Genomic DNA, 23,781 nt, shown 5'->3' on the forward strand with positions numbered 1-23,781 from the left:
CCGATTTAGTGGAAGGACCGCCATCATGGCGACCAAGCTCAGCCAGGACGAACTGCTCGCCCAGTTCGAGACCCTCACCCTCATCGAGCTCGCCGAGTTCGTGAAGGCGTTCGAGGAGAAGTTCGACGTCACCGCCGCCGCCCCGGTCGCCGTTGCCGGCCCCGCGGGCCCGGGTGTCGTCGCCGACGCCGTCGAGGAGCAGGACGAGTTCGACGTCATCCTCACCGCCGCCGGTGACAAGAAGATCCAGGTCATCAAGGTCGTGCGCGAGCTGACCTCGCTCGGCCTGAAGGAGGCCAAGGACCTCGTGGACGGCGCTCCCAAGCCCGTCCTGGAGAAGGTCGCCAAGGACGCCGCGGAGAAGGGCGCCGAGGCGCTCAAGGCCGCCGGTGCCTCGGTCGAGGTCAAGTAACCTCTGCTCCACCCGCCGCAGGGCGGCCACCCGAAAGGGTGGCCGCCCTCGGTCGTTCCCGGCGCCGGCGGCGGGCCGTAGCGGCTCTGTCGTACCCGCCGGGTAGTGTGATCCCTTCCTGCGGGGAGCGGGTCCGCGGACAGGCCTCGGAGCAGGTCCGCAGGGCTGGGGCCTTGACGTATGGCACGCGGCGCGCAATTCTCAGGACGCGCCGCAGACTTCGGTCGAGGTCCGATGCATGGATCGGCGGCGATGCGGGAATGCATGGCTATGCAGCAGGACGCAGCACGACGGCAGGGTTGACGGACGCGGTTCCAGGTTCCGAGGCTGGGACCCGCCAGACGGGCAGAGGGGGCGACGATTCGGTACTCCGAATCTCAGCTCTGGACATCAGTGTGCCAAGTGGCTACACTGACCCTTTGCGCTGCCTGTTAGCTGCTGCCTGGCCCGTCACCAGGAGCATGCCCACGTCTGAGCACTGCTGAAGAGGCCCGTCATCAGGGTTTTCTTCTGGTCCTCAGGGGCGGACCGGTACGCGCGTAGTGAGTCCGAGCCCTCGGAAGGACCCCCTCTTGGCCGCCTCGCGCAACGCCTCGACCACCAATTCGAACAACGGCGCAAGCACCGCTCCGCTGCGCATCTCCTTCGCGAAGATCCGTGAACCGCTCGAAGTTCCGAACCTCCTCGCGCTTCAGACCGAGAGCTTTGACTGGCTGCTCGGCAATGCCGCGTGGAAGGCTCGGGTCGAGGCGGCCCTGGACAGCGGGCAGGACGTCCCCAGGAAGTCAGGTCTCGAGGAGATCTTCGAGGAGATCTCCCCGATCGAGGACTTCTCCGGGTCGATGTCGCTCACTTTCCGTGACCACCGGTTCGAGCCGCCGAAGAACTCGCTCGACGAGTGCAAGGAGCGCGACTTCACGTACGGCGCCCCGCTCTTCGTCACCGCCGAGTTCACCAACAACGAGACCGGCGAGATCAAGTCCCAGACGGTCTTCATGGGCGACTTCCCGCTGATGACCAACAAGGGCACCTTCTGCATCAACGGCACCGAGCGTGTCGTCGTCTCGCAGCTGGTCCGCTCGCCCGGCGTGTACTTCGACAGCTCCATCGACAAGACGTCTGACAAGGACATCTTCTCGGCCAAGATCATCCCCTCCCGGGGTGCCTGGCTGGAGATGGAGATCGACAAGCGCGACATGGTCGGTGTCCGCATCGACCGCAAGCGCAAGCAGTCGGTCACGGTGCTGCTCAAGGCCCTCGGCTGGAGCACCGAGCAGATCCTGGAGGAGTTCGGCGAGTACGAGTCGATGCGCGCCACCCTGGAGAAGGACCACACCCAGGGCCAGGACGACGCGCTGCTCGACATCTACCGCAAGCTGCGCCCGGGCGAGCCGCCGACCAAGGAGGCCGCCCAGACGCTGCTGGAGAACCTCTACTTCAACCCGAAGCGCTACGACCTGGCCAAGGTCGGCCGCTACAAGGTCAACAAGAAGCTCGGCGCCGACGAGCCGCTGGACGCCGGCGTGCTCACCACCGACGACATCCTCGCCACGATCAAGTACCTGGTGAGGCTGCACGCCGGCGAGACCGAGACGGTCGGCGAGTCCGGCCGCTCGATCATGGTCGAGACCGATGACATCGACCACTTCGGCAACCGCCGCATCCGCAACGTCGGCGAGCTGATCCAGAACCAGGTCCGTACGGGTCTCGCCCGTATGGAAAGGGTCGTGCGCGAGCGCATGACCACTCAGGACGTCGAGGCGATCACGCCGCAGACTCTGATCAACATCCGGCCGGTCGTCGCCTCCATCAAGGAGTTCTTCGGCACCAGCCAGCTGTCCCAGTTCATGGACCAGACGAACCCGCTGTCGGGCCTGACGCACAAGCGCCGGCTCAACGCGCTCGGCCCCGGTGGTCTGTCCCGTGAGCGGGCCGGCTTCGAGGTCCGTGACGTGCACCCGTCGCACTACGGCCGGATGTGCCCGATCGAGACGCCGGAAGGCCCGAACATCGGTCTGATCGGCTCGCTGGCCTCCTACGGCCGGGTCAACGCGTTCGGCTTCATCGAGACGCCGTACCGCAAGGTCGTCGAGGGCGTCGTCACCGACGACGTCGACTACCTGACCGCCGACGAGGAGGACCGCTTCGTCATCGCGCAGGCCAACGCGCCGCTGACCGAGGACCTGCGGTTCGCCGAGTCCCGCGTGCTGGTCCGCCGCCGTGGCGGCGAGATCGACTACATCCCCGGTGACGACGTCGACTACATGGACGTCTCGCCGCGCCAGATGGTGTCGGTCGCGACCGCGATGATCCCGTTCCTGGAGCACGACGACGCCAACCGCGCCCTGATGGGCGCGAACATGATGCGCCAGGCCGTGCCGCTGATCAAGGCCGAGGCGCCGCTGGTCGGCACCGGCATGGAGTACCGCTGCGCGGTCGACGCCGGCGACGTGATCAAGGCCGAGAAGGACGGTGTGGTCCAGGAGGTCTCCGCCGACTACGTCACGGTGACCAACGACGACGGTACGTACACCACCTACCGGGTCGCGAAGTTCTCCCGCTCCAACCAGGGCACCTCCTTCAACCAGAAGGTCGTCGTCGACGAGGGCGACCGGGTCGTCGTGGGCCAGGTGCTGGTCGACGGTCCGTCGACCGACGAGGGCGAGATGGCGCTCGGCAAGAACCTGCTGGTCGCGTTCATGCCGTGGGAGGGCCACAACTACGAGGACGCGATCATCCTGTCGCAGCGCCTCGTGCAGGACGACGTCCTGTCCTCGATCCACATCGAGGAGCACGAGGTCGACGCCCGTGACACCAAGCTCGGCCCGGAGGAGATCACCCGGGACATCCCGAACGTCTCCGAGGAGGTCCTCGCGGACCTCGACGAGCGCGGCATCATCCGGATCGGCGCCGACGTGGTCGCCGGCGACATCCTGGTCGGCAAGGTCACCCCGAAGGGCGAGACCGAGCTGACCCCGGAGGAGCGCCTGCTGCGGGCGATCTTCGGTGAGAAGGCCCGCGAGGTGCGCGACACCTCGCTGAAGGTCCCGCACGGCGAGGTCGGCAAGATCATCGGCGTCCGGGTCTTCGACCGCGAGGAGGGCGACGAGCTTCCCCCCGGTGTGAACCAGCTGGTGCGCGTGTACGTGGCGCAGAAGCGCAAGATCACCGACGGCGACAAGCTGGCCGGACGCCACGGCAACAAGGGCGTCATCTCCAAGATCCTCCCCGTCGAGGACATGCCGTTCCTGGAGGACGGCACCCCGGTCGACATCATCCTCAACCCGCTCGGCGTCCCGTCCCGGATGAACCCGGGACAGGTGCTGGAGATCCACCTGGGCTGGCTGGCCAAGCAGGGCTGGGACGTCTCCGGTGTCGCCGACGAGTGGGCCCGCCGCCTGGAGGCGATCGACGCCCACCGGGTCGAGCCCGGCACCAACGTGGCGACGCCGGTCTTCGACGGCGCCCGGGAGGACGAGATCCGTGGACTGTTCGAGTCCACGGTCCCGAACCGCGACGGCGACCGCATGGTGCTGCCGTCCGGCAAGGCCCGGCTCTTCGACGGCCGCTCCGGCGAGCCGTTCCCCGAGCCGGTCTCGATCGGCTACATGTACATCCTCAAGCTGCACCACCTGGTGGACGACAAGCTGCACGCCCGGTCCACCGGTCCGTACTCGATGATCACCCAGCAGCCGCTGGGTGGTAAGGCGCAGTTCGGCGGGCAGCGATTCGGCGAGATGGAGGTGTGGGCGCTGGAGGCGTACGGCGCCGCATACGCACTCCAGGAACTGCTGACCATCAAGTCCGACGACGTGCTCGGCCGCGTGAAGGTCTACGAGGCCATCGTCAAGGGCGAGAACATCCCCGAGCCCGGCATTCCCGAGTCCTTCAAGGTGCTCATCAAGGAAATGCAGTCGCTGTGCCTCAACGTGGAGGTGCTGTCCTCGGACGGCATGTCCATCGAGATGCGCGACACCGACGAGGACGTGTTCCGCGCCGCGGAAGAGCTCGGAATCGACCTGTCCCGGCGCGAGCCGAGCAGCGTCGAAGAGGTCTGACGGGTTGCCGCCCGGACCCCTTTGGAAGGGGAGCCCGGGCGGCCCCCACGACCCGTTCAGACCATTTGAGAATCAACCCTGAGAGGGATTGACGACACAGTGCTCGACGTCAACTTCTTCGACGAGCTGCGGATCGGCCTCGCCACCGCGGACGACATCCGGACCTGGTCGCACGGCGAAGTGAAGAAGCCGGAGACCATCAACTACCGCACCCTCAAGCCGGAAAAGGACGGGCTCTTCTGCGAGAAGATCTTCGGCCCCACCCGGGACTGGGAGTGCTACTGCGGCAAGTACAAGCGGGTTCGCTTCAAGGGCATCATCTGCGAGCGCTGCGGCGTCGAGGTCACTCGCGCCAAGGTGCGCCGTGAGCGGATGGGCCACATCGAGCTTGCCGCCCCCGTCACCCACATCTGGTACTTCAAGGGTGTCCCGTCCCGCCTGGGATACCTGCTCGACCTCGCCCCGAAGGACCTGGAGAAGGTCATCTACTTCGCGGCGTACATGATCACCTGGGTCGACGACGAGCGCCGCACCCGCGACCTGCCCTCCCTCGAGGCCCAGGTCTCGGTGGAGCGCCAGCAGGTCGAGCAGCGCCGTGACGCGGACGTCGAGGGCCGGCAGAAGAAGCTGGAAGCCGACCTCGGCGAGCTGGAGAACGAGGGCGCCAAGGCCGACGTCCGCCGCAAGGTCCGCGAGGGTGCCGAGCGCGAGATGAAGCAGCTGCGCGACCGTGCGCAGCGCGAGATCGACCGGCTCGACGAGGTGTGGGCGCGGTTCAAGAACCTCAAGGTCCAGGACCTGGAGGGCGACGAGCTGCTCTACCGCGAGCTGCGCGACCGCTTCGGCACGTACTTCCAGGGCTCGATGGGTGCCGCGGCGCTGCAGAAGCGCCTGGAGTCCTTCGACCTGGACCAGGAGGCCGAGCGCCTCCGCGAGATCATCCGCACCGGCAAGGGGCAGAAGAAGACCCGGGCGCTCAAGCGCCTGAAGGTCGTCTCCGCCTTCCTGCAGACCACCAACAAGCCCAACGGCATGGTGCTGGACTGCGTCCCGGTGATCCCGCCGGACCTGCGTCCGATGGTGCAGCTGGACGGTGGCCGCTTCGCGACCTCCGACCTGAACGACCTGTACCGCCGCGTGATCAACCGCAACAACCGCCTGAAGCGGCTTCTCGACCTCGGCGCGCCCGAGATCATCGTGAACAACGAGAAGCGCATGCTCCAGGAGGCCGTGGACGCGCTCTTCGACAACGGCCGCCGCGGCCGCCCGGTCACCGGACCCGGCAACCGCCCGCTGAAGTCGCTGTCCGACATGCTCAAGGGCAAGCAGGGCCGCTTCCGGCAGAACCTGCTCGGCAAGCGCGTCGACTACTCCGCCCGTTCGGTGATCGTCGTCGGCCCGCAGCTCAAGCTGCACCAGTGCGGCCTGCCCAAGGCCATGGCGCTGGAGCTCTTCAAGCCGTTCGTGATGAAGCGCCTGGTGGACCTCAACCACGCGCAGAACATCAAGTCGGCCAAGCGCATGGTCGAGCGCGGCCGCACGGTCGTCTACGACGTGCTCGAAGAGGTCATCGCCGAGCACCCGGTGCTGCTGAACCGTGCACCGACCCTGCACCGCCTGGGCATCCAGGCCTTCGAGCCGCAGCTGGTCGAGGGCAAGGCCATCCAGATCCACCCGCTGGTCTGCACCGCCTTCAACGCGGACTTCGACGGCGACCAGATGGCCGTGCACCTGCCGCTGTCGGCCGAGGCGCAGGCCGAGGCCCGCATCCTGATGCTGTCCTCGAACAACATCCTCAAGCCGGCCGACGGCCGCCCGGTCACCATGCCGACCCAGGACATGGTGCTCGGCCTGTTCTTCCTGACCACGGACTCCGAGGAGCGCGAGGTCACGGGTGAGGGCCGGGCGTTCGGCGCCACCGCCGAGGCGATCATGGCGTTCGACAACCGCGAGCTGTCGATGCAGGCGCCGGTCGACATCCGCTTCCCGGTGGGCACCGTCCCGCCGCGCGGCTGGCTGCCGCCGGAGCCCGGCGAGGGCGAGCAGCCCTACCAGCTCGGCGACAGCTTCCGGCTGCGGACGACCCTGGGCCGCGCGCTCTTCAACGAGCTGCTGCCCGAGGACTACCCGTTCGTGGACTACGCGGTCGGCAAGAAGCAGCTCTCCGAGATCGTCAACGACCTCGCCGAGCGCTACCCGAAGGTCATCGTGGCGGCGACGCTCGACAACCTGAAGGCGGCGGGCTTCCACTGGGCGACCCGTTCCGGCGTCACCGTCTCGGTCACCGACATCGTGGTGCCGGAGGCGAAGAAGGCCATCATCGCGTCCTACGAGGCACAGGACGAGAAGGTCCAGAAGCAGTACGAGCGCGGCCTGATCACCAAGCAGGAGCGCTCGGACGAGCTGATCAACATCTGGACCAAGGCGACCAACGAGGTTGCCGCGGCGATGAACGCCAACTTCCCGAAGACCAACCCGATCTTCATGATGGTCGACTCGGGCGCCCGCGGAAACATGATGCAGATGCGTCAGATCGCGGGTATGCGAGGCCTGGTCTCGAACGCCAAGAACGAGACCATCCCGCGTCCGATCAAGGCGTCCTTCCGTGAGGGCCTGTCCGTGCTGGAGTACTTCATCTCCACCCACGGTGCCCGTAAGGGTCTGGCCGACACCGCGCTGCGTACCGCCGACTCGGGTTACCTGACCCGTCGTCTGGTGGACGTCTCGCAGGACGTGATCATCCGTGAGGAGGACTGCGGCACCGAGCGCGGTCTGAAGCTGCGGATCGCCGAGCGCGGCGCGGACGGCGCGCTGCGCAAGACGGACGACGTCGAGACCAGCGTGTACGCGCGGATGCTCGCCGAGGACGTCGTGGTGGACGGCAAGGTCATCGCGCCGGCCAACGTGGACCTGGGCGACGTGCTGATCGACCAGCTCGTGCGGCACGGGGTCGAGGAGGTCAAGACCCGCTCGATCCTCACCTGCGAGTCGGCCGTCGGTACCTGCGCGTACTGCTACGGGCGTTCGCTGGCCACCGGCAAGCTGGTGGACATCGGCGAGGCGGTCGGCATCATCGCCGCCCAGTCGATCGGTGAGCCCGGCACCCAGCTGACGATGCGTACCTTCCACACCGGTGGTGTGGCCGGTGACGACATCACGCAGGGTCTGCCGCGTGTCGTCGAGCTGTTCGAGGCCCGTGTCCCGAAGGGTGTCGCCCCGATCTCCGAGGCGGCCGGCCGGGTGCGGATCGAGGAGACCGAGAAGACCAAGAAGCTCGTCGTCACCCCCGACGACGGCTCCGAGGAGCTCGCCTACCCGATCTCCAAGCGCGTCAAGCTGCAGGTGGGCGAGGGCGACCACGTCGAGGTCGGCCAGAAGCTCACCTACGGTGCGACCAACCCGCACGACGTGCTGCGGATCCTGGGCCAGCGCCAGGTGCAGATCCACCTGGTCGCCGAGGTGCAGAAGGTCTACAACTCGCAGGGTGTGTCGATCCACGACAAGCACATCGAGATCATCATCCGGCAGATGCTGCGCCGGGTGACGATCATCGAGTCCGGCGACGCCGAGCTGCTGCCCGGCGAGCTGGTCGAGCGCGGCCGGTTCGAGACCGAGAACCGGCGGGTCGTCTCCGAGGGCGGTCACCCGGCCTCGGGTCGTCCGCAGCTGATGGGTATCACCAAGGCGTCGCTGGCCACCGAGTCGTGGCTGTCGGCGGCGTCCTTCCAGGAGACCACCCGGGTGCTGACCGACGCGGCGATCCACGCCAAGTCGGACTCGCTGCTGGGCCTGAAGGAGAACGTCATCATCGGCAAGCTCATCCCGGCCGGTACGGGCCTGTCCCGCTACCGCAACATCCGGGTGGAGCCGACCGAGGAGGCCAAGGCCGCGATGTACTCGGCCGTCGGCTACGACGACATCGACTACAGCCCGTTCGGCTCCGGCTCCGGCCAGGCCGTCCCGCTGGAGGACTACGACTACGGCCCGTACAACGGCTGATCGGTCGCCGCCTTCCGGTAGTTCCAGGCACGTCACAGAGCGGTCGCTCCCTCGCGGAGCGGCCGCTCTGCGGCATCATGGAGACATGCTGGCCGGGGATGCGGATCGGGAGAGAGCGGTGAACGTCCTCAAGGACGCCTTCACTGAGGGGCGGCTCACGCAGCCGGAGTACGAGGACCGGATCGGCCGGGCCTACCAGTCGCGTACGTACGGTGAGTTGGACCAGGTCACGGCGGACATTCCGGCCCGGATCGTGCCGCCGGCGTTCCTGCCGGCCGCGCCGCCGTACGTCCCGCTGCCGGCGCCGCTGCCGGCGACGAACGGGCAGGCGATCGGCTCGCTGGTGTGCGGGATATGCGCTCCGTTCACCGGGGGGCTGTCCGCGATTCCGGCGATCGCGCTCGGCCACATCGCCAAGAACAAGATCCGGTACACCGGTCAGCAGGGCGAGGGCCTGGCGATCGCGGGGCTGATCCTCGGCTATCTGACGGTCGCCGGGTTCGCGGCGCTGATCCTGCTGTTCGCGCTGTTCTCCATCGGCTCGTGAGCGTCCGGGGCGGGGCTGTGAGCTGGCGGAATCCAGCCCGTATGGATGTGTTTTGACCGCAGCCGATGCGGTAGGTAGGCTCTGACCTTGTGCCTGGGGTGTGCCCGGGTTCTCGCGCGTGCCATGTGACCGGGCGAGGGCACCGAGGCCGCGACACCCGAAGACGCACGTCCCCTTTGTTGCGATCGGGGAAGTGCGGGGTCCGCGACACACCCGACCGCGTGGGTCGGTCCCCAGGTTAGATTTATCGAGATCGGCACACAGAAACCGGAGAAACGGTGCCTACGATCCAGCAGCTGGTCCGAAAGGGCCGGCAGGACAAGGTCGAGAAGAACAAGACGCCCGCGCTGAAGGGTTCCCCCCAGCGTCGTGGCGTTTGCACGCGTGTGTACACGACCACCCCGAAGAAGCCGAACTCGGCCCTCCGTAAGGTCGCCCGTGTGCGCCTTACCAGTGGCATCGAGGTCACCGCTTACATCCCGGGCGAGGGCCACAACCTGCAGGAGCACTCGATCGTGCTCGTGCGTGGCGGTCGTGTGAAGGACCTGCCGGGTGTTCGCTACAAGATCATCCGTGGCTCCCTCGACACGCAGGGCGTCAAGAACCGTAAGCAGGCTCGCAGCCGCTACGGCGCCAAGAAGGAGAAGTAAGAATGCCTCGTAAGGGCCCCGCCCCGAAGCGCCCGGTCATCATCGACCCGGTTTACGGCTCCCCGCTGGTGACGTCTCTCGTCAACAAGATCCTCCTGCACGGGAAGCGCTCCACCGCCGAGCGCATCGTGTACGGCGCTCTCGAGGGCGTGCGCGAGAAGGCCGGCGCCGACCCGGTCATCACGCTCAAGCGCGCTCTGGAGAACATCAAGCCGACCCTTGAGGTCAAGTCCCGCCGCGTCGGCGGCGCGACCTACCAGGTGCCGGTCGAGGTCCGTCCGGGCCGCCAGAACACGCTGGCGCTGCGCTGGATGGTCGGGTACTCCCGCGCCCGTCGCGAGAAGACCATGACCGAGCGGCTGATGAACGAGATCCTCGACGCCAGCAATGGCCTCGGCGCCTCCGTGAAGCGTCGCGAGGACACGCACAAGATGGCCGAGTCCAACAAGGCCTTCGCGCACTACCGCTGGTAGTCACCACCCCCATCGAAACCGAGAGAAGACTGAGCCACATGGCCACCACTTCGCTTGACCTGGCCAGGGTCCGCAACATCGGGATCATGGCCCACATCGACGCGGGCAAGACGACGACCACCGAGCGGATCCTGTTCTACACCGGTGTCTCCTACAAGATCGGTGAAGTCCACGACGGCGCTGCCACGATGGACTGGATGGAGCAGGAGCAGGAGCGCGGCATCACCATCACGTCGGCCGCGACGACCTGTCACTGGCCCCTCGACGACGTCGACCACACCATCAACATCATCGACACCCCCGGTCACGTGGACTTCACGGTCGAGGTGGAGCGTTCGCTCCGCGTCCTCGACGGTGCCGTCACCGTGTTCGACGGTGTCGCCGGTGTGGAGCCGCAGTCCGAGACGGTGTGGCGGCAGGCCGACCGCTACGGCGTGCCCCGTATCTGCTTCGTCAACAAGCTGGACCGCACCGGCGCGGAGTTCCACCGCTGCGTCGACATGATCGTGGACCGCCTCGGTGCGGTTCCGCTGGTCATGCAGCTGCCCATCGGTGCCGAGGCCGACTTCAAGGGTGTCGTCGACCTCGTCCAGATGAAGGCGCTGGTCTGGTCCCTCGAAGCGACCAAGGGCGAGATGTACGACGTCGTCGACATCCCGGCCACGCACACCGAGGCGGCCGACGAGTGGCGCGGCAAGCTGCTCGAAGCCGTCGCCGAGAACGACGACGAGATGATGGAGCTGTACCTGGAGGGCCAGGAGCCCAGCCAGGAGCAGCTGATCGCGGCGATCCGCCGGATCACCCTGGCGTCCAAGGGCGGCAAGGACTCCGTCACCGTCACCCCGGTGTTCTGCGGCACCGCGTTCAAGAACAAGGGCGTCCAGCCCCTGCTCGACGCGGTCGTGCGCTACCTCCCCTCGCCGCTGGACGTCGAGGCCATCGAGGGCCACGCCGTCGGCAACGCCGAGGAGATCGTCAGGCGCCGCCCGTCGGACGACGAGCCGTTCTCCGGCCTGGCGTTCAAGATCATGAGCGACCCGCACCTGGGCAAGCTCACCTTCGTCCGGGTCTACTCGGGCCGCCTGGAGTCCGGTTCAGCGGTGCTGAACTCGGTGAAGGGCAAGAAGGAGCGCATCGGCAAGATCTACCGCATGCACGCGAACAAGCGTGAGGAGATCGACTCGGTGGGCGCCGGCGACATCATCGCCGTCATGGGCCTGAAGCAGACCACCACCGGTGAGACGCTGTGCGACGACAAGGCGCCGGTGATCCTGGAGTCCATGGACTTCCCGGCACCGGTCATCCAGGTCGCCATCGAGCCCAAGTCCAAGGGCGACCAGGAGAAGCTGGGTGTCGCCATCCAGCGTCTCTCGGAGGAGGACCCCTCCTTCCAGGTCCACTCGGACGAGGAGACCGGCCAGACCATCATCGGCGGTATGGGCGAGCTGCACCTCGAGGTGCTGGTCGACCGGATGCGCCGGGAGTTCCGGGTCGAGGCCAACGTCGGCAAGCCGCAGGTCGCGTACCGCGAGACCATCCGCAAGACGGTCGAGCGCATTGACTACACCCACAAGAAGCAGACCGGTGGTACCGGTCAGTTCGCCAAGGTGCAGATCATGATGGAGCCGCTGGAAGGCGGCGACGCGACCTACGAGTTCGTCAACAAGGTCACCGGTGGCCGCATCCCCCGCGAGTACATCCCGTCGGTGGACGCAGGTGCGCAGGAAGCCATGAAGTTCGGCATCCTGGCCGGCTACGAGATGGTGGGTGTCCGCATCACCCTTCTCGACGGCGGCTACCACGAGGTCGACTCCTCCGAGCTGGCGTTCAAGATCGCCGGTTCGCAGGCGTTCAAGGAGGGTGCCCGCAAGGCGAGCCCCGTGCTCCTCGAACCGATGATGGCCGTCGAGGTCACCACGCCCGAGGACTACATGGGTGACGTCATCGGCGACCTCAACTCCCGCCGTGGCCAGATCCAGGCCATGGAGGAGCGCAGCGGTGCCCGGGTCGTCAAGGGCCTGGTTCCGCTGTCGGAGATGTTCGGCTACGTCGGTGACCTGCGGTCGAAGACTTCTGGCCGGGCCAGCTACTCCATGCAGTTCGACTCCTACGCCGAGGTTCCGCGGAACGTCGCCGAGGAGATCATCGCGAAGGCCAAGGGCGAATAACCCGCCGTAGGCTTGCATTCCAGCAAAGATCACCTGGCGCCGATGAAGCAAGGCGTACAGATCCACCCCCAGGAGGAACCCAGTGGCGAAGGCGAAGTTCGAGCGGACTAAGCCGCACGTCAACATCGGCACCATCGGTCACATCGACCACGGTAAGACGACCCTTACCGCGGCGATCACCAAGGTGCTGCACGACGCGTACCCGAACCTGAACGAGGCCTCGGCCTTCGACCAGATCGACAAGGCTCCTGAGGAGCGCCAGCGCGGTATCACCATCTCCATCGCGCACGTCGAGTACCAGACCGAGTCGCGTCACTACGCCCACGTCGACTGCCCCGGTCACGCGGACTACATCAAGAACATGATCACCGGTGCCGCCCAGATGGACGGCGCGATCCTGGTGGTCGCCGCGACCGACGGCCCGATGCCGCAGACCAAGGAGCACGTGCTCCTGGCCCGCCAGGTCGGCGTTCCGTACATCGTCGTCGCCCTGAACAAGGCCGACATGGTGGACGACGAGGAGATCCTGGAGCTCGTCGAGCTCGAGGTCCGCGAGCTGCTCTCCGAGTACGAGTTCCCGGGTGACGACCTTCCGGTCGTGCGGGTCTCGGCGCTCAAGGCGCTCGAGGGCGACAAGGAGTGGGGCGAGAAGCTTCTCGGCCTCATGGCGGCCGTCGACGAGGCGATCCCGACTCCCGAGCGTGACGTCGACAAGCCGTTCCTGATGCCGATCGAGGACGTCTTCACGATCACCGGTCGTGGCACCGTCGTCACCGGTCGTATCGAGCGCGGTATCCTCAAGGTCAACGAGACCGTCGACATCATCGGCATCAAGACCGAGAAGACCACCACCACGGTCACCGGTATCGAGATGTTCCGCAAGCTGCTCGACGAGGGCCAGGCCGGTGAGAACGTCGGTCTGCTGCTCCGTGGCATCAAGCGCGAGGATGTCGAGCGCGGCCAGGTCATCATCAAGCCGGGTTCGGTCACGCCGCACACCGACTTCGAGGCCCAGGCCTACATCCTGTCGAAGGACGAGGGTGGTCGTCACACCCCCTTCTTCAACAACTACCGTCCGCAGTTCTACTTCCGGACGACCGACGTGACCGGCGTCGTGACCCTCCCCGAGGGCACCGAGATGGTCATGCCGGGCGACAACACCGCCATGACGGTCGCGCTGATCCAGCCGATCGCCATGGAGGAGGGCCTGAAGTTCGCCATCCGCGAGGGTGGCCGGACCGTGGGCGCCGGCCAGGTCACCAAGATCAACAAGTGACGCTGCGCTAGCTGTACGGAAAGGTCCCGCACCGCTTTCGAGCGGTGCGGGACCTTTCCGTTTGCCCTGGAAGGGGGCACCTACGTGCCTATCGTCTCCTGCAGCTGCGTCGCGGACGCGGGGCGGCGGTAGGTGAGGGCGATCGCGCCGTCGGGCGCCAGCGCGACCGTGGGGACGTCGGCCGGGCAGGGCAGGGTGCCCAGGGGCTGGAAGGCCACCGCGGCCGAGGGGGCCGGCTGTGCCCAGTGGTGGACCGTGTCGCGGCCCGCCGCGAAGACGTGGATGCGGCCCTGCCGGTCGGTCACGGTCGAGAGCCCGTCCTGCACCTCGGTGCCGCCGAGGTCGGCCCACGTCCCCCAGGTGCCGCCGGGCTCGCGGACCAGGGTGCTGAGCCCCTTGTCGGCGTTCCGCACGAACACGTGCACCCGGCCGTCCGCGGTGCGTACCGCGGACGGCGGGCCGACCCGCCGCCCCCGGTCCTCCGTGTCCTCGGGGTTGCCGAGCGAGGTCCAGTGGCCGGCGTCACCCACCACGATCTCCCGCGCGTTGCCGCCCCCGTGCCCTTCGAGGGCCGCGAACCGCAGCCCGAACACCAGCGTCCCGCCGCCCGGCACCGCCACGCACGCCAGCTGCGGCGCGAGCGGCCCGCCGCCCAGGTCCCTGGCCGGACCCCACTGCCCGCTGCCGGGCGCGGTCTCGGTGCGTACGGCCGCGCGCAGGCCCAGCACCTCGTACGCCGTCCGCCGCGCGCCCTTGGCGGCCGCCGGCACGACGACCTGCCCGGCGCCCGGGTAGCGCCGGTGGGTCGAGCGTATCCAGCCCCTGCGGTTGACCAGCGGCTGGTTGCGGCCCTGGCCGTAGTCGCCGCAGCCGCCGGGGTCGCCGCACGCCCAGTCGGGGTCGCCGCCGTACTGCAGCAGGAAGCGGGCCTTGAGCGCGACGGTCGCGGGCGGCAGGTTGAAGGGCCAGCGCTGGTTGTAGTAGCCGCGGTAGGCCGTGGTCGTGAAGCCGCGGGCGCCCGAGTCCGCCCACCGGCTGAGCGCCTTCCACGCGAAGAGCGCCACGGGCGTGTGGTCGCGGTGGTCGGAGTAGCCGACCTGGTCGCTGCCCTTGGGGTGCTTCTTGTCGTGGATCTGGATGTCCGGGTCCGGGTCGAGGGTGCGCACATGCGTGGGCGTGTACCGCTTCAGCAGCTCGACCAGGACGTCGACCAGCTTGTCGTGGGTGTACGTCGCGGACGCGTTCGACGGCGACGGGCTGTCCAGCGCGGGCAGGTACGGCAGGGTCGTGCCTGGCTTGTCCCACAGCATCTGCACGCTCGCGCTCTGGGTCAGCTCGTGCATCGACACCTGGAGGAAGACCAGGCTCGCGCTGCGGGCGCCGTTGGTGAGCGTGTCTATCTGCGCGTGCAGCCCGCCCGGCAGGCCCAGCACCTCGCTGTGCCAGCGCGTGAAGTGCGGAAGTCCCAGCATGGTGGCGTACGCCTGCCGCAGCCCCTGGTGCCGCGCCGCCGAATACGCCGCCGTGTCGGCGTGGTGGTGCTTGTGCGACCCGCCCGGCGGGGTGTTCCACCCCACCGACTCGCCCGCGGTCACGTACACCGACACCACCGGGGTGCCCGCCTGGATGTCGTGCAGCGTGTCGGGGTTCATGAAGAAGAGGTCGTCGTCGGGATGTGCGAGCACCTGCATGGCCAGCGCCCCGGCCTCCCTGCTGTACGGCCCCGCCGGCGGCGCCGGTGCTACCTTCGCCGCCACCTCGTGCGCCGCGCCCCTGCACCCTGTCCCGGCCAGCGCCACGGCCCCCACGACCCCGGCCAACGCGGCACGCCGGGAGGGGTGTTGTACGTCATGCGTCCTCATACCCGGGTTGAGCGGATTCCCCCCGCGCGGGTTCCTTCCCGGGGGTGTGAATTGCCCGACGGACCCGCGGGGTTACCCGGCGCCGCCGGTGAGGGAGCGGGTCAGCCAGACGACGTCGCCCCGCTCGTCCTGGGTGGTGCGGTGGTACGTGAAGCCGGTCTTCTCCAGGACGCGGAGGGAGGGCTTGTTCTCCGGCCGCGTCGTCGACCACAGGCGGGTGCGGCCGGTCGCCGCCGCGGCGGCGACCACGGCCCGCGCCGCCTCGGTGGCGTAGCCGTGCCCGTGGACGCGGCGGAGCAGCTCGTAGGCGATCTCCGGCTCCTCCACGGTCGAGCGCCCCACGACCAGGCCGCAGTAGCCGATGAAGTCGCCCTCCTCCCGCCGCACCATCGCGAGCAGCGAGACGCCGGCCGCCGCCTCCCGCTCGCGCAGCACCTCGACGTCCCGCCGGGACTCCTCGGCGGTCGGGGTGCCGTTGCCGCGCTCTGCGAACAGCGCCCGCAGCTCCTCGGCGTCCGTGTCGGCCCACGGGCGCAGCGTCAGCCGCTCGGTCTCCAGGTGCGTTGCCATCTGCTCGTACGCGGGCATACGTCCTCCTCTCGCTGTCTCAGGCCAGGGTCAGCGCGACGTCGGGGATCTCGGCCGCGCGGGACTCGGCGTAGACGGTGGAGTGCGCGGTGATCTCGAAGCCGCATTTCTGCAGGACGCGGATCGAGGCGGCGTTGTCGGCCGCCGCGCGGGCGTACACGGGGCGGGCGGGTTCGAGGGCGAGCAGGGCGGTGAGGGCGGTGGTCGCTATGCCCTTGCCCCAGTGGGCGCCGGCGATCCAGTAGGTGACCTCGCGCTCCTCGGGCGGCCCGTACAGCGACACGTGGCCGACGACCTCGCCGTCGGCGAGCACGGCACGCATCAGGACGGCGGGGTCGGCGAGGATGCGCGCCCAGTGGGCGTCGAAGAGGGAGCGGTCGTAGTGGTAGGGCCGGGTGACGGCGGCCATGTGCTGTGCGGCCGGGTCGGACAGGTGCCCCCAGAAGACCGCCAGGTCGCTGTCGTGCACCTCGCGGAGCGAGATCATGCCGGGGAACCTCTCAGTGGCGCATCAGGCGGTCGGACATGCGGGTCGTCAGGAGCAGGAGGAGGGACGTCAGGAGGACCGAGACGACGGCCGCCTGGGTGACGGCGGCGCTGGTGCCGGTGCGCAGGACCGGGGCCAGGGCGAGGCTCATGGCGGTGAGGGCCAGCAGCGGGCCCGCGGCGTACCACGCCACGTAGATGAGCGGCCCCGGGCCGCCGAGGGGGGAGCCGCCGCCGAGGAAGAGGAGCTGGGTGCGGGCCGGGCCGCGGGCCGCCGAGACCAGGGCGGCGCCGGTGAAGGGCGGTGCGCACAGCGGCAGCAGGACCAGGGTCCAGGTGTGCCCCGCCGCCGCGTAGGGAATGGCGGCGAGCAGGCCCAGGACGGCGCCGAGCACGGCGGGCACGATGCCGTGGTGGAGCATCAGCGTGCGGAAGCGGTACGGCGCCCAGGCGGCCCTGCGGACGTCGTCGGTCTCCAGCCGGGCGGGCTCGGCCAGCGCGCCGACGGCGAGGTAGCCGAAGAGCAGGCCGACGACGAGCCCGACCCAGCGGCGCTCGCCGCCGAGGTCGGCGCCGAGCCCCGCGACCGCCGCGCCGCACGCGGTCCACAGCGCGGCCTTGCCGAGCCGGCCCGGCGTACGCAGCAGCGTCAGCGTGTCGCGCCAGGCCACGACCAGGTGCCGTCCGAGGCGCCCGCGCGGCGGGCGGAACCGGATCTGGCGGACGGGGGCGCCGCCGCCCGCGTCCATGATCGCCAGCTTGGCGGCCCGCAGTTCGAGCGACCAGGCCACCGAGGACACCGTGGTGGCCGTCGCGGCGCGCTCGCGCAGCCGGGCGGTCGGGACGAGGGCCGCGTCGCGGTACGCCGCGAGCATCGCCGCGGCCGTGGCCGCGGCGAGCAGGGCGACGGCGGCGGGCCAGGCCGGTGCGCTGCCGCCGACCGCGTCCACCACGGGCTGGCCCGCCCAGCCCCACGGGCCGCTCCACAGCTCGGCCTGCTCGGCGGCGGGGGAGCGGTGGCCGTTCGCGGCCAGCACCACCTGGGCGGCGAGTGCGCCCAGCACCAGGACCGCGGGGGCGGTCCACCGCCGTACCGCACGGGCGGCCGCGGGCCGCCGCTCGACCGCCATGCCGAGCGCGACCGCCAGCAGCGGCAGGCACACGGCCGCGGGGATCGCGGCGAGCAGTGCGGTGCCGAGCGGGGCCAGCCCTGTGACCTTGATGACGGAGGCGGCGCCGACCCCGGCCAGCAGCCCCGGCAGCAGCGACAGCCCGGCCGACAGCCGGAACCACGGCCGCAGCACCCGGCCCCGCTTGACGGGCTGCGCCAGCAGCCATCCCACGCTCGGCCCCGGCACCACCACCGGCCCGCGCCACAGGGCGTCCCGCGCGGCGAGCACGCCGGCCCCGAGCGCGCAGAAGGCGAAGAGCGCGGGCATCCCCGCGCGCAGGTCCCGTGCGGCGTCGGCGTATCCGGAGCCGTCCTCCAGCCCGCGCAGGAAGCTGACGGCGAAGCTGCTGCCGTAGCCGGCGACGGCGATCAGCACCGTATAGACCAGGACGGCCGTCTCCCGCCCCTTGGCCCGCCGGTGCGCCTGCCGCTTGCGCCGCAGCCAGGCCAGCGTCTCCTCGGTGCGGTCGTCGTCCTCCTCGGACCAGGGGGCGTCCTCGTCGTCCATGTCGTCCGCGACGTCCGGGTCGAGGGCGGCCTCGGGTTCGTCCGTGACGGCGGTGTCGTCGTGCGGTGCGGGTCGCAGGCCGTCGCTCATGCGCGGACGCCCAGCTCGCGCAGCACCGTCGCGGGCGTGCCGTCGGCGATGACCTGGCCGTCGTCCAGCGCGATCATCCGGTCGGCGACCGCTTCGGCCAGGTCGGGCTGGTGGGTGGCGAGCAGGACGGCGACGCCGTCGGCCTTCTCGGCGACGAGCAGGTCGGCCAGCCGCTGCCGGGCCGCGGGGTCGAGGCGCTGCTCGGGCTCGTCGAGGATGAGCAGGTCGCGCGGGCGTACCAGGGCCGCGGCCAGCAGCAGCGACTGGAGCTGCCCCGAGGACAGCGAGCCCGGCAGCGCGCGGGCGTGGTCGGACAGCCGTCGGTCGGCGAGCACCTGGTCGATCCAGGCGTCGGCGTCGTCCACGGCGTGCGCGACGGTGACCAGCTCCAGGTGCTCGCGGACGGTGAGGTCCGGGTAGCAGGCGACGGTGTCGCCGACGACGGCGACCCTGGCGCGCACCTCCGGGTCGTCCTCGTTGACCGCCCGCCCCGCGAAGAGCGCGTCACCGCTGGTGGGCGCGTCACGTCCGCCGGCTATCCGCAGCAGCGTGGACTTGCCCGAGCCGTTCTGCCCGTACAGCGCGACGCACTCCCCGGCGGCCAGCTCCAGGTCGATCGGGTGCAGCGCGTGCCGCTGCCCGTACGTACGGCTCACCTTCCGCAGCCGCAGCAGCGCGCTGCCCTTGCCCGTCGCGCGCATCGCGCCACCGCCTCCGTGCCATGTGCCACCCGCCGTGTGCAGGTATTCGCCTGGCCGAGAGTAGTGCGCAGACTCCGGCGGCGGGCGACCGCCCTGACGCCACTCAGGGGGAATCGAGCAGTCCTTCCGCCCTGGCCCAGTCCAGAAAGTCCGAGCCTCCGCAGGGCAGGAACGCCTCCGCGTCACGCAACGCGTCGACGACCGAGCAGGCGTCCTCCTCCGCGATGAGCTGATTGCGCAGGCCGTGGCACAGGAGGTGCAGCGAGCTGGACATCGATATGCCGTACGCGGTGCCGATGTTCCTGCCCACCCGGTCGTCGACGACCGCCGTACAGCGGTGCAGCTCGGCGTAGGCCAGCGTGGTGGCCTCTCCGATGTCCTTCATGTCGCGCCGGCTGCCGCCGAGCCGGCCGTGGAAGGTGGAGAACAGGCTCAGGAAGCGCATCGAGTCGTCGTTCACCACGCTGAGCCATGGCTGGGCGCCGATCATGTGTAAGCGGCTGTTGCGGGACGCACCCCGCTGCAGTTCCTCGGCGACTGCCGTGGTGATCAGGCAGGCGCGGTCCTCGACGAGCTTTTCCAGGGTGTCCAGGTGACCGGCACGGGTGAAGTAGTTCAGCGGTGAGCTGTCGAACACCAGGCTGACGCCGAGACGGTCGGCCGTCACGGCAGGATCTCTCCCAGCTCTCCGCGCAGGGCTTCCAGGGGTACCACGTCAGGCTGGCCCAGGTCCTCGCTGCGGAACTGGTCGTCCCTGATGATCTCCAGGGCGCGGGTCGCGGAGATCTTGTGCGTCCGGTACGCGCGGACGGCCGCCGCTCTGACGCCCGTCGGGACGTGGCCCTCCCCGAGCTCCTCCACCACCCTGACGCCGGCCTCCATGTAGTCGGCCCGGGTGGGCGAGGACCGGTTCAGGCTGCGCCACTCCTCCTCACTGACCACTTCGTAGCTGCGCAGCTGGCGCAGGGCGGTGGACCAGCTGACCCGGTACTGGACGGCCAGGGTGATGACGGTCGTGCGCAGGGAGTTCTGACGGCGCAGCTGCCGGAACTCACCGGTCGCGCCGGGCGGGAGGAGGAAGGCCGCGGCGAACGCGTCGACTGCGCGTTCGTGGGCGCCGGTGTCCACGCCCCAGTCGCTCGAGTACGCGTCGGCCAGGAGGTGGTGGCCGAACTCGTGGGCGAGGGTGGAGCGGCGGCGGCCCGCGTCCACCGCGCTGTTGACGACGGCGACCCCGAGGTCGCCCAGCGCGGCGTAGCTGCCGTCGACACCCTGCTCCCCGAGGTGGACGGACCAGGTGTACAGACCTGCCTTCTCCAGGGTGTCCGCCAGACCGTGCAGCGCCTCCCGGGAGTCCGCGCCCACCAGGCGTCGTGCGTCGGTGGCCGTCCTGACGACGGCCGCGGTGTCCTCCGCGGTGAACGGCTCGACGGGGGAACGGGGGCCGGTGGACCTGATGACCGCGGAGTCGACAAGGGTGCGCAGGTCCCGTACGCAGTCGTCCAGGGCGTGCTCGCTGGCCTTGTCACTGCGCTGTGCGGGCTCGGCCCGCCTGCTGGCGGCAGCGGCCTCGGGCGGGGTGACGAACCACGACAGGGGCCGGTCGAGCGCCGAACCGAGGGCGGCGAGTTCGAGCGAGTTGAGCTGCCTGCGGCCGGTCTCGATCTTGGCCACGGCGAAACGCTCGATGCCGGTGCGCTCGGCCAGTTGCTCCTGGCTGAGCCCGCGGGCGTTGCGGGCTTCCGCAACTCTGGCGCCTACGTCACTCCACGTCCACTGGTCATCCACTGTGCCAATATCGCACAACGCGTGCGTGCGAGGTGGCGCTCTTCCGGAACCCGTTTCCCCGCCGGCTGATGTGGCAGCGGGCGTCTTGACGGGTGGGTGGATGCGTCGGTACGCCTATGGGAGCGCTCCCATACATCGGAGCGCTCCCCCCACCCGGAAGGACCCGGCCATGTCCAGCGAAGCTCAACCCGCCCGGCGCGTACTGCGGGCGCCGAGGTTACTGCTCGCCCTGCTGCTGCTCGCCTTCGGCGCCGTCGTCGCGGTCGGCGGGGCGCGGTCCGCCGCGGCCGCGCCCCAGGCGGCCGCCGCCGCGCCCGTGCGGATCATGCCGCTCGGCGACTCGATCACCGGGTCGCCCGGCTGCTGGCGCGCCCTGCTCTGGAACCAGCTCCAGAACGCCGGCTACACGAACATCGACTTCGTCGGGACCCTTCCGCCGCAGGGCTGCGGGGTGGCGTACGACGGGGACAACGAGGGGCACGGCGGCATCCTGGCCACCAACATCGCGAACCAGAACCAGCTGCCGGCCTGGCTTTCGGCGACCACGCCGGACATCGTGCTGATGCACCTCGGGACGAACGACGTGTGGAGCAACATCCCGCCGAGCCAGATCCTGGCCGCCTTCACGACGATGGTCGGGCAGATGCGGGCCAGTAACCCGAACATGAAGGTGCTGGTCGCGCAGATCATCCCGATGAACCCGCCGACCTGCCCCGAGTGCGCGCAGCGCGTGATCGACTTCGACGCGCAGATACCCGCGTGGGCGCAGTCGATCAGCACCGCGCAGTCCCCGGTGACCGTCGTCGACCAGTGGACCGGCTTCGACGACGCGACGGACACCGGTGACGGCGTCCACCCGAACGACGCGGGCATCGTGAAGGTGGCGGCGCGCTGGTACCCGCCGCTGGCGGCGCTGCTGACCCCCGGGTCGGGGACGTCGGCGGGTACGTCCACGGGTACGTCGTCCGGTACGTCCACCGGCACCTCGACGGGTACGTCCAGCGGTACGTCCACGGGTACCTCCACCGGCTCGACCGGCGGTACCGGTGGCGGTGCCTGCACCGCCGCGCTCAGCGTCACCAACTCCTGGCAGGGCGGCTACCAGGCCGCCGCCACGGTCACCGCCGTGAAGGCGCTGACCAGTTGGACGGTGACCCTCACCGGCGTCACGGTCACCCAGGCGTGGAACGGCAGCGTCGTCACCAACCCCGACGGCACCGTCGTCATCCACAGCGCCGCCTGGAACGGCACCCTCGCACCCGGCGCCTCGACCACCTTCGGCTTCCTGGCCTCCAGCTCCCCGACCCCGGCGCCGACCGCCACCTGCTCGACGCCCTGACCCGTACCCGCCGCCCCCGGGGACCGCGCGTCCCCGGGGGCGGCGGCCTGGACGCCCGATGGAAGGATGCCGCCATGACCTCAGCCACCGCGGCCGACTACGCCTGGATACGCACCCCGTCGCTGTTCTCCTTCGCCCGCGACGTCGGCTACGCCGTGACGCTGGTGCGGGGTGCCACGCCCGACGAGGTGCTGTCGCGGGCGGGCGCCGAGGCGCGGCGGGTGTGCGCAGGGGGCGACGAACTCATCGCCGCGTACTGGGACTTCGCGGAGGAGGGCGGCCTGTACGACTCCTCCCTCGTCGGGGCCTTCACGCTGCCGGGCGAGGGCGGGGACTGGACCCTCGTCCTGGAGCTGGGCGGCGACTCGGCCATGACGCCGCGCCTGTCGGCCGAACTGTCCGCCGGGACGCGGGTCGTCGCGCACACCGGGAACGGGGGCAAGCCCCTGGACTTCTTCCACTGGTACGAGGACGGCGAGCTGCGCACGAGCTTCGAGGGTCCGTGGCACAGGACCGGCGCCACCCCCGACGCCCTCAACGCCGACCTGGCCGACCTCGGCTTCGACCCCTTCGGCGACCCGGGCGACCCGGCTCCCGACAGAAAGGCGACGGTCCTCGCGCTGACCGAGCGCCTGACCGGCGTCCGGCTCACCGCGGGCACCCTGGCGGCGGCCGACTACGAGGTCGGCGAGATCCCGGACGAGCCGACCGGGGACTGGAGCCGCGCCGCGGCCGACATCACCGACGCGCACGGCGCCCGCACCTTCGCGCAGTTCCGCATCGACCCGCTCTGATCGCTGGCGAACGCATCACCCTTTCGCCTTGCGGGGAATCGGTTCTGCTTGGGCTGCCCCGGTGAGCGTGAAGAACATGGACAGCGTGACGCGGTACGTCGACGCCTTTGTTGTCTGCATTACCCCTGAAAAGGGAAATGCGGCGGCGCGCTCCACGAGGGTCAGAGCGCGCCGCCTGACGTCCGGGGCTACCGGTACCGCGGCAGGCCCGCCGTGGAGATCGTCCACGCGCCGATGGTGACGTCCTCGCCGTAGACGAAGTCGGTGCGCGTCGCGTACCGCGGCCCGTTGGGCGTCGGGTGGATGTCGGAGAGAACGGCACCCTCGCCGGTGCGCGGGTCGAAGAGGACGTAGACCGGGATGCCGAGCAGCGGGTAGTCCCGCATCTTGCCGACCCAGTCGTTGTCCGGGTTGGACCGGGACACCACCTCGATGGCGGCGAGCAGCGTGGTGGGGTCGAAGGACCCCTCGACCTCCATGTCCGCCTCGGCGATGACCATGACGTCCGGGTGGCGCATCACGCCTTCGTGGACGTCCTCCACATCGGGCGTGCCGGTGTGCGCGAGCAGGCCCTCGGGCATGACCTTCTCCAGCCGGCGGCTGACCCTGGCGGCGGTCAGCTCGTGCGGGCCGCCGGGGGACGTCATGTCGTGGACGATCCCTTCCTTGGTGATCTCCAGCTTGCCGGGCACGGCCGGCTGCATCTGTTCGACGATGTCGCGCATGGCCAGGTAGGGGAGCGCGTCGCGCTGTGCGTCGCCCGGGGCGATGGTCATGGCACCCGCTCCTTCCGCTCCGAGGAGTCCTGCCCTCATGTTATCGGGCCGCCCTGGTCCCGCCCGGCCGCCGATCCGGGCTTGGTGGTCTTGGC

Annotated in this window: 18 protein-coding genes; 10 read left to right on the top strand and 8 right to left on the bottom strand. The window is 69.7% G+C overall.

The annotated features are described in order from the left end of the window. Nucleotides 1-25 precede the first annotated feature (25 nt). The 8 genes from rplL (at nucleotide 26) to tuf (ending at nucleotide 13,583) form a co-directional block, all read left to right on the top strand. Nucleotides 26-412 (top strand): 50S ribosomal protein L7/L12, encoded by a 387-nt coding sequence (gene rplL, locus NFU81_RS04230; protein ID WP_251485098.1) that lies wholly within the window; start codon nucleotides 26-28, stop codon nucleotides 410-412. 572 nt (nucleotides 413-984) lie between these two features. Next, complete coding sequence (gene rpoB / locus NFU81_RS04235; RefSeq protein WP_251485100.1) at nucleotides 985-4,470, top strand: DNA-directed RNA polymerase subunit beta; 3,486 nt, start codon at nucleotides 985-987, stop codon at nucleotides 4,468-4,470. A 99-nt stretch (nucleotides 4,471-4,569) separates the two neighbouring features. After that, entirely contained in the window at nucleotides 4,570-8,469 is a 3,900-nt protein-coding gene (locus NFU81_RS04240) for a DNA-directed RNA polymerase subunit beta' (RefSeq protein ID WP_251485102.1), read from the top strand. Between the two features lie 85 nt (nucleotides 8,470-8,554). After that, nucleotides 8,555-9,016: a DUF1707 and DUF4190 domain-containing protein gene (locus NFU81_RS04245; protein ID WP_251485104.1), complete on the top strand. Its 462-nt coding sequence runs from the start codon at nucleotides 8,555-8,557 to the stop codon at nucleotides 9,014-9,016. A 278-nt stretch (nucleotides 9,017-9,294) separates the two neighbouring features. After that, nucleotides 9,295-9,666 carry a 30S ribosomal protein S12 gene (gene rpsL, locus NFU81_RS04250; RefSeq protein ID WP_014144289.1) on the top strand — a complete coding sequence of 124 codons (372 nt, stop codon included), beginning with the start codon at nucleotides 9,295-9,297 and terminating at the stop codon, nucleotides 9,664-9,666. 2 nt (nucleotides 9,667-9,668) lie between these two features. After that, complete coding sequence (gene rpsG, locus NFU81_RS04255; RefSeq protein WP_073492360.1) at nucleotides 9,669-10,139, top strand: 30S ribosomal protein S7; 471 nt, start codon at nucleotides 9,669-9,671, stop codon at nucleotides 10,137-10,139. Nucleotides 10,140-10,177: 38 nt separating this feature from the next. Further along, entirely contained in the window at nucleotides 10,178-12,307 is a 2,130-nt protein-coding gene (gene fusA / locus NFU81_RS04260; RefSeq protein ID WP_251485106.1) for an elongation factor G, read from the top strand. An 82-nt stretch (nucleotides 12,308-12,389) separates the two neighbouring features. Then, entirely contained in the window at nucleotides 12,390-13,583 is a 1,194-nt protein-coding gene (gene tuf, locus NFU81_RS04265) for an elongation factor Tu (RefSeq protein WP_251485108.1), read from the top strand. A gap of 80 nt (nucleotides 13,584-13,663) precedes the next feature. Here tuf and NFU81_RS40750 read toward each other — a convergent pair whose 3' ends face one another. From NFU81_RS40750 to NFU81_RS04300, 7 genes are all read right to left on the bottom strand, one after another. Continuing rightward, nucleotides 13,664-15,340, bottom strand: a complete 1,677-nt coding sequence (locus NFU81_RS40750) for a PIG-L family deacetylase (RefSeq protein ID WP_274038025.1) — start codon at nucleotides 15,338-15,340, stop codon at nucleotides 13,664-13,666. 177 nt (nucleotides 15,341-15,517) lie between these two features. Further along, the gene (locus NFU81_RS04275) at nucleotides 15,518-16,033 is read right to left on the bottom strand and encodes a GNAT family N-acetyltransferase (RefSeq protein WP_251485110.1); all 516 of its coding nucleotides are present in this window, start codon (nucleotides 16,031-16,033) and stop codon (nucleotides 15,518-15,520) included. 19 nt (nucleotides 16,034-16,052) lie between these two features. Then, complete coding sequence (locus tag NFU81_RS04280; protein WP_251485112.1) at nucleotides 16,053-16,520, bottom strand: GNAT family N-acetyltransferase; 468 nt, start codon at nucleotides 16,518-16,520, stop codon at nucleotides 16,053-16,055. Nucleotides 16,521-16,533: 13 nt separating this feature from the next. Further along, nucleotides 16,534-18,288 (bottom strand): hypothetical protein, encoded by a 1,755-nt coding sequence (locus NFU81_RS04285; protein WP_251485115.1) that lies wholly within the window; start codon nucleotides 18,286-18,288, stop codon nucleotides 16,534-16,536. Next, a complete protein-coding gene (locus NFU81_RS04290) occupies nucleotides 18,285-18,989 on the bottom strand; it encodes an ABC transporter ATP-binding protein (RefSeq protein WP_251485117.1) in 705 nt (234 codons plus the stop codon). Before NFU81_RS04290 ends, NFU81_RS04285 begins: the two co-directional genes overlap by 4 nt. Before the next feature lie 103 nt (nucleotides 18,990-19,092). Further along, on the bottom strand, nucleotides 19,093-19,656 hold the full coding sequence (locus NFU81_RS04295) for a PIN domain-containing protein (protein WP_251485119.1): 564 nt from the start codon (nucleotides 19,654-19,656) through the stop codon (nucleotides 19,093-19,095). After that, nucleotides 19,653-20,777, bottom strand: coding sequence for a helix-turn-helix domain-containing protein (locus NFU81_RS04300; protein ID WP_251485121.1), 1,125 nt, complete (start codon nucleotides 20,775-20,777; stop codon nucleotides 19,653-19,655). Before NFU81_RS04300 ends, NFU81_RS04295 begins: the two co-directional genes overlap by 4 nt. A 169-nt stretch (nucleotides 20,778-20,946) precedes the next feature. On the opposite strand from NFU81_RS04300, the gene NFU81_RS04305 reads away from it, so the two are divergent. Together NFU81_RS04305 and NFU81_RS04310 are read left to right on the top strand one after the other, a co-directional pair. Then, nucleotides 20,947-22,116 (top strand): GDSL-type esterase/lipase family protein, encoded by a 1,170-nt coding sequence (locus NFU81_RS04305; RefSeq protein WP_251485123.1) that lies wholly within the window; start codon nucleotides 20,947-20,949, stop codon nucleotides 22,114-22,116. Nucleotides 22,117-22,190: 74 nt separating this feature from the next. Beyond that, nucleotides 22,191-22,910, top strand: coding sequence for a DUF6461 domain-containing protein (locus NFU81_RS04310; RefSeq protein WP_251485125.1), 720 nt, complete (start codon nucleotides 22,191-22,193; stop codon nucleotides 22,908-22,910). Nucleotides 22,911-23,098: 188 nt separating this feature from the next. Here the strand turns inward: NFU81_RS04310 and NFU81_RS04315 are convergent, their stop codons facing one another. Continuing rightward, nucleotides 23,099-23,686, bottom strand: coding sequence for a Uma2 family endonuclease (locus NFU81_RS04315; protein WP_251485127.1), 588 nt, complete (start codon nucleotides 23,684-23,686; stop codon nucleotides 23,099-23,101). Between the last annotated feature and the right edge of the window lie 95 nt (nucleotides 23,687-23,781).

Source organism: Actinacidiphila cocklensis (genome assembly GCF_907177275.1).
Taxonomy (GTDB): Bacteria; Actinomycetota; Actinomycetes; order Streptomycetales; family Streptomycetaceae; genus Actinacidiphila; species Actinacidiphila cocklensis.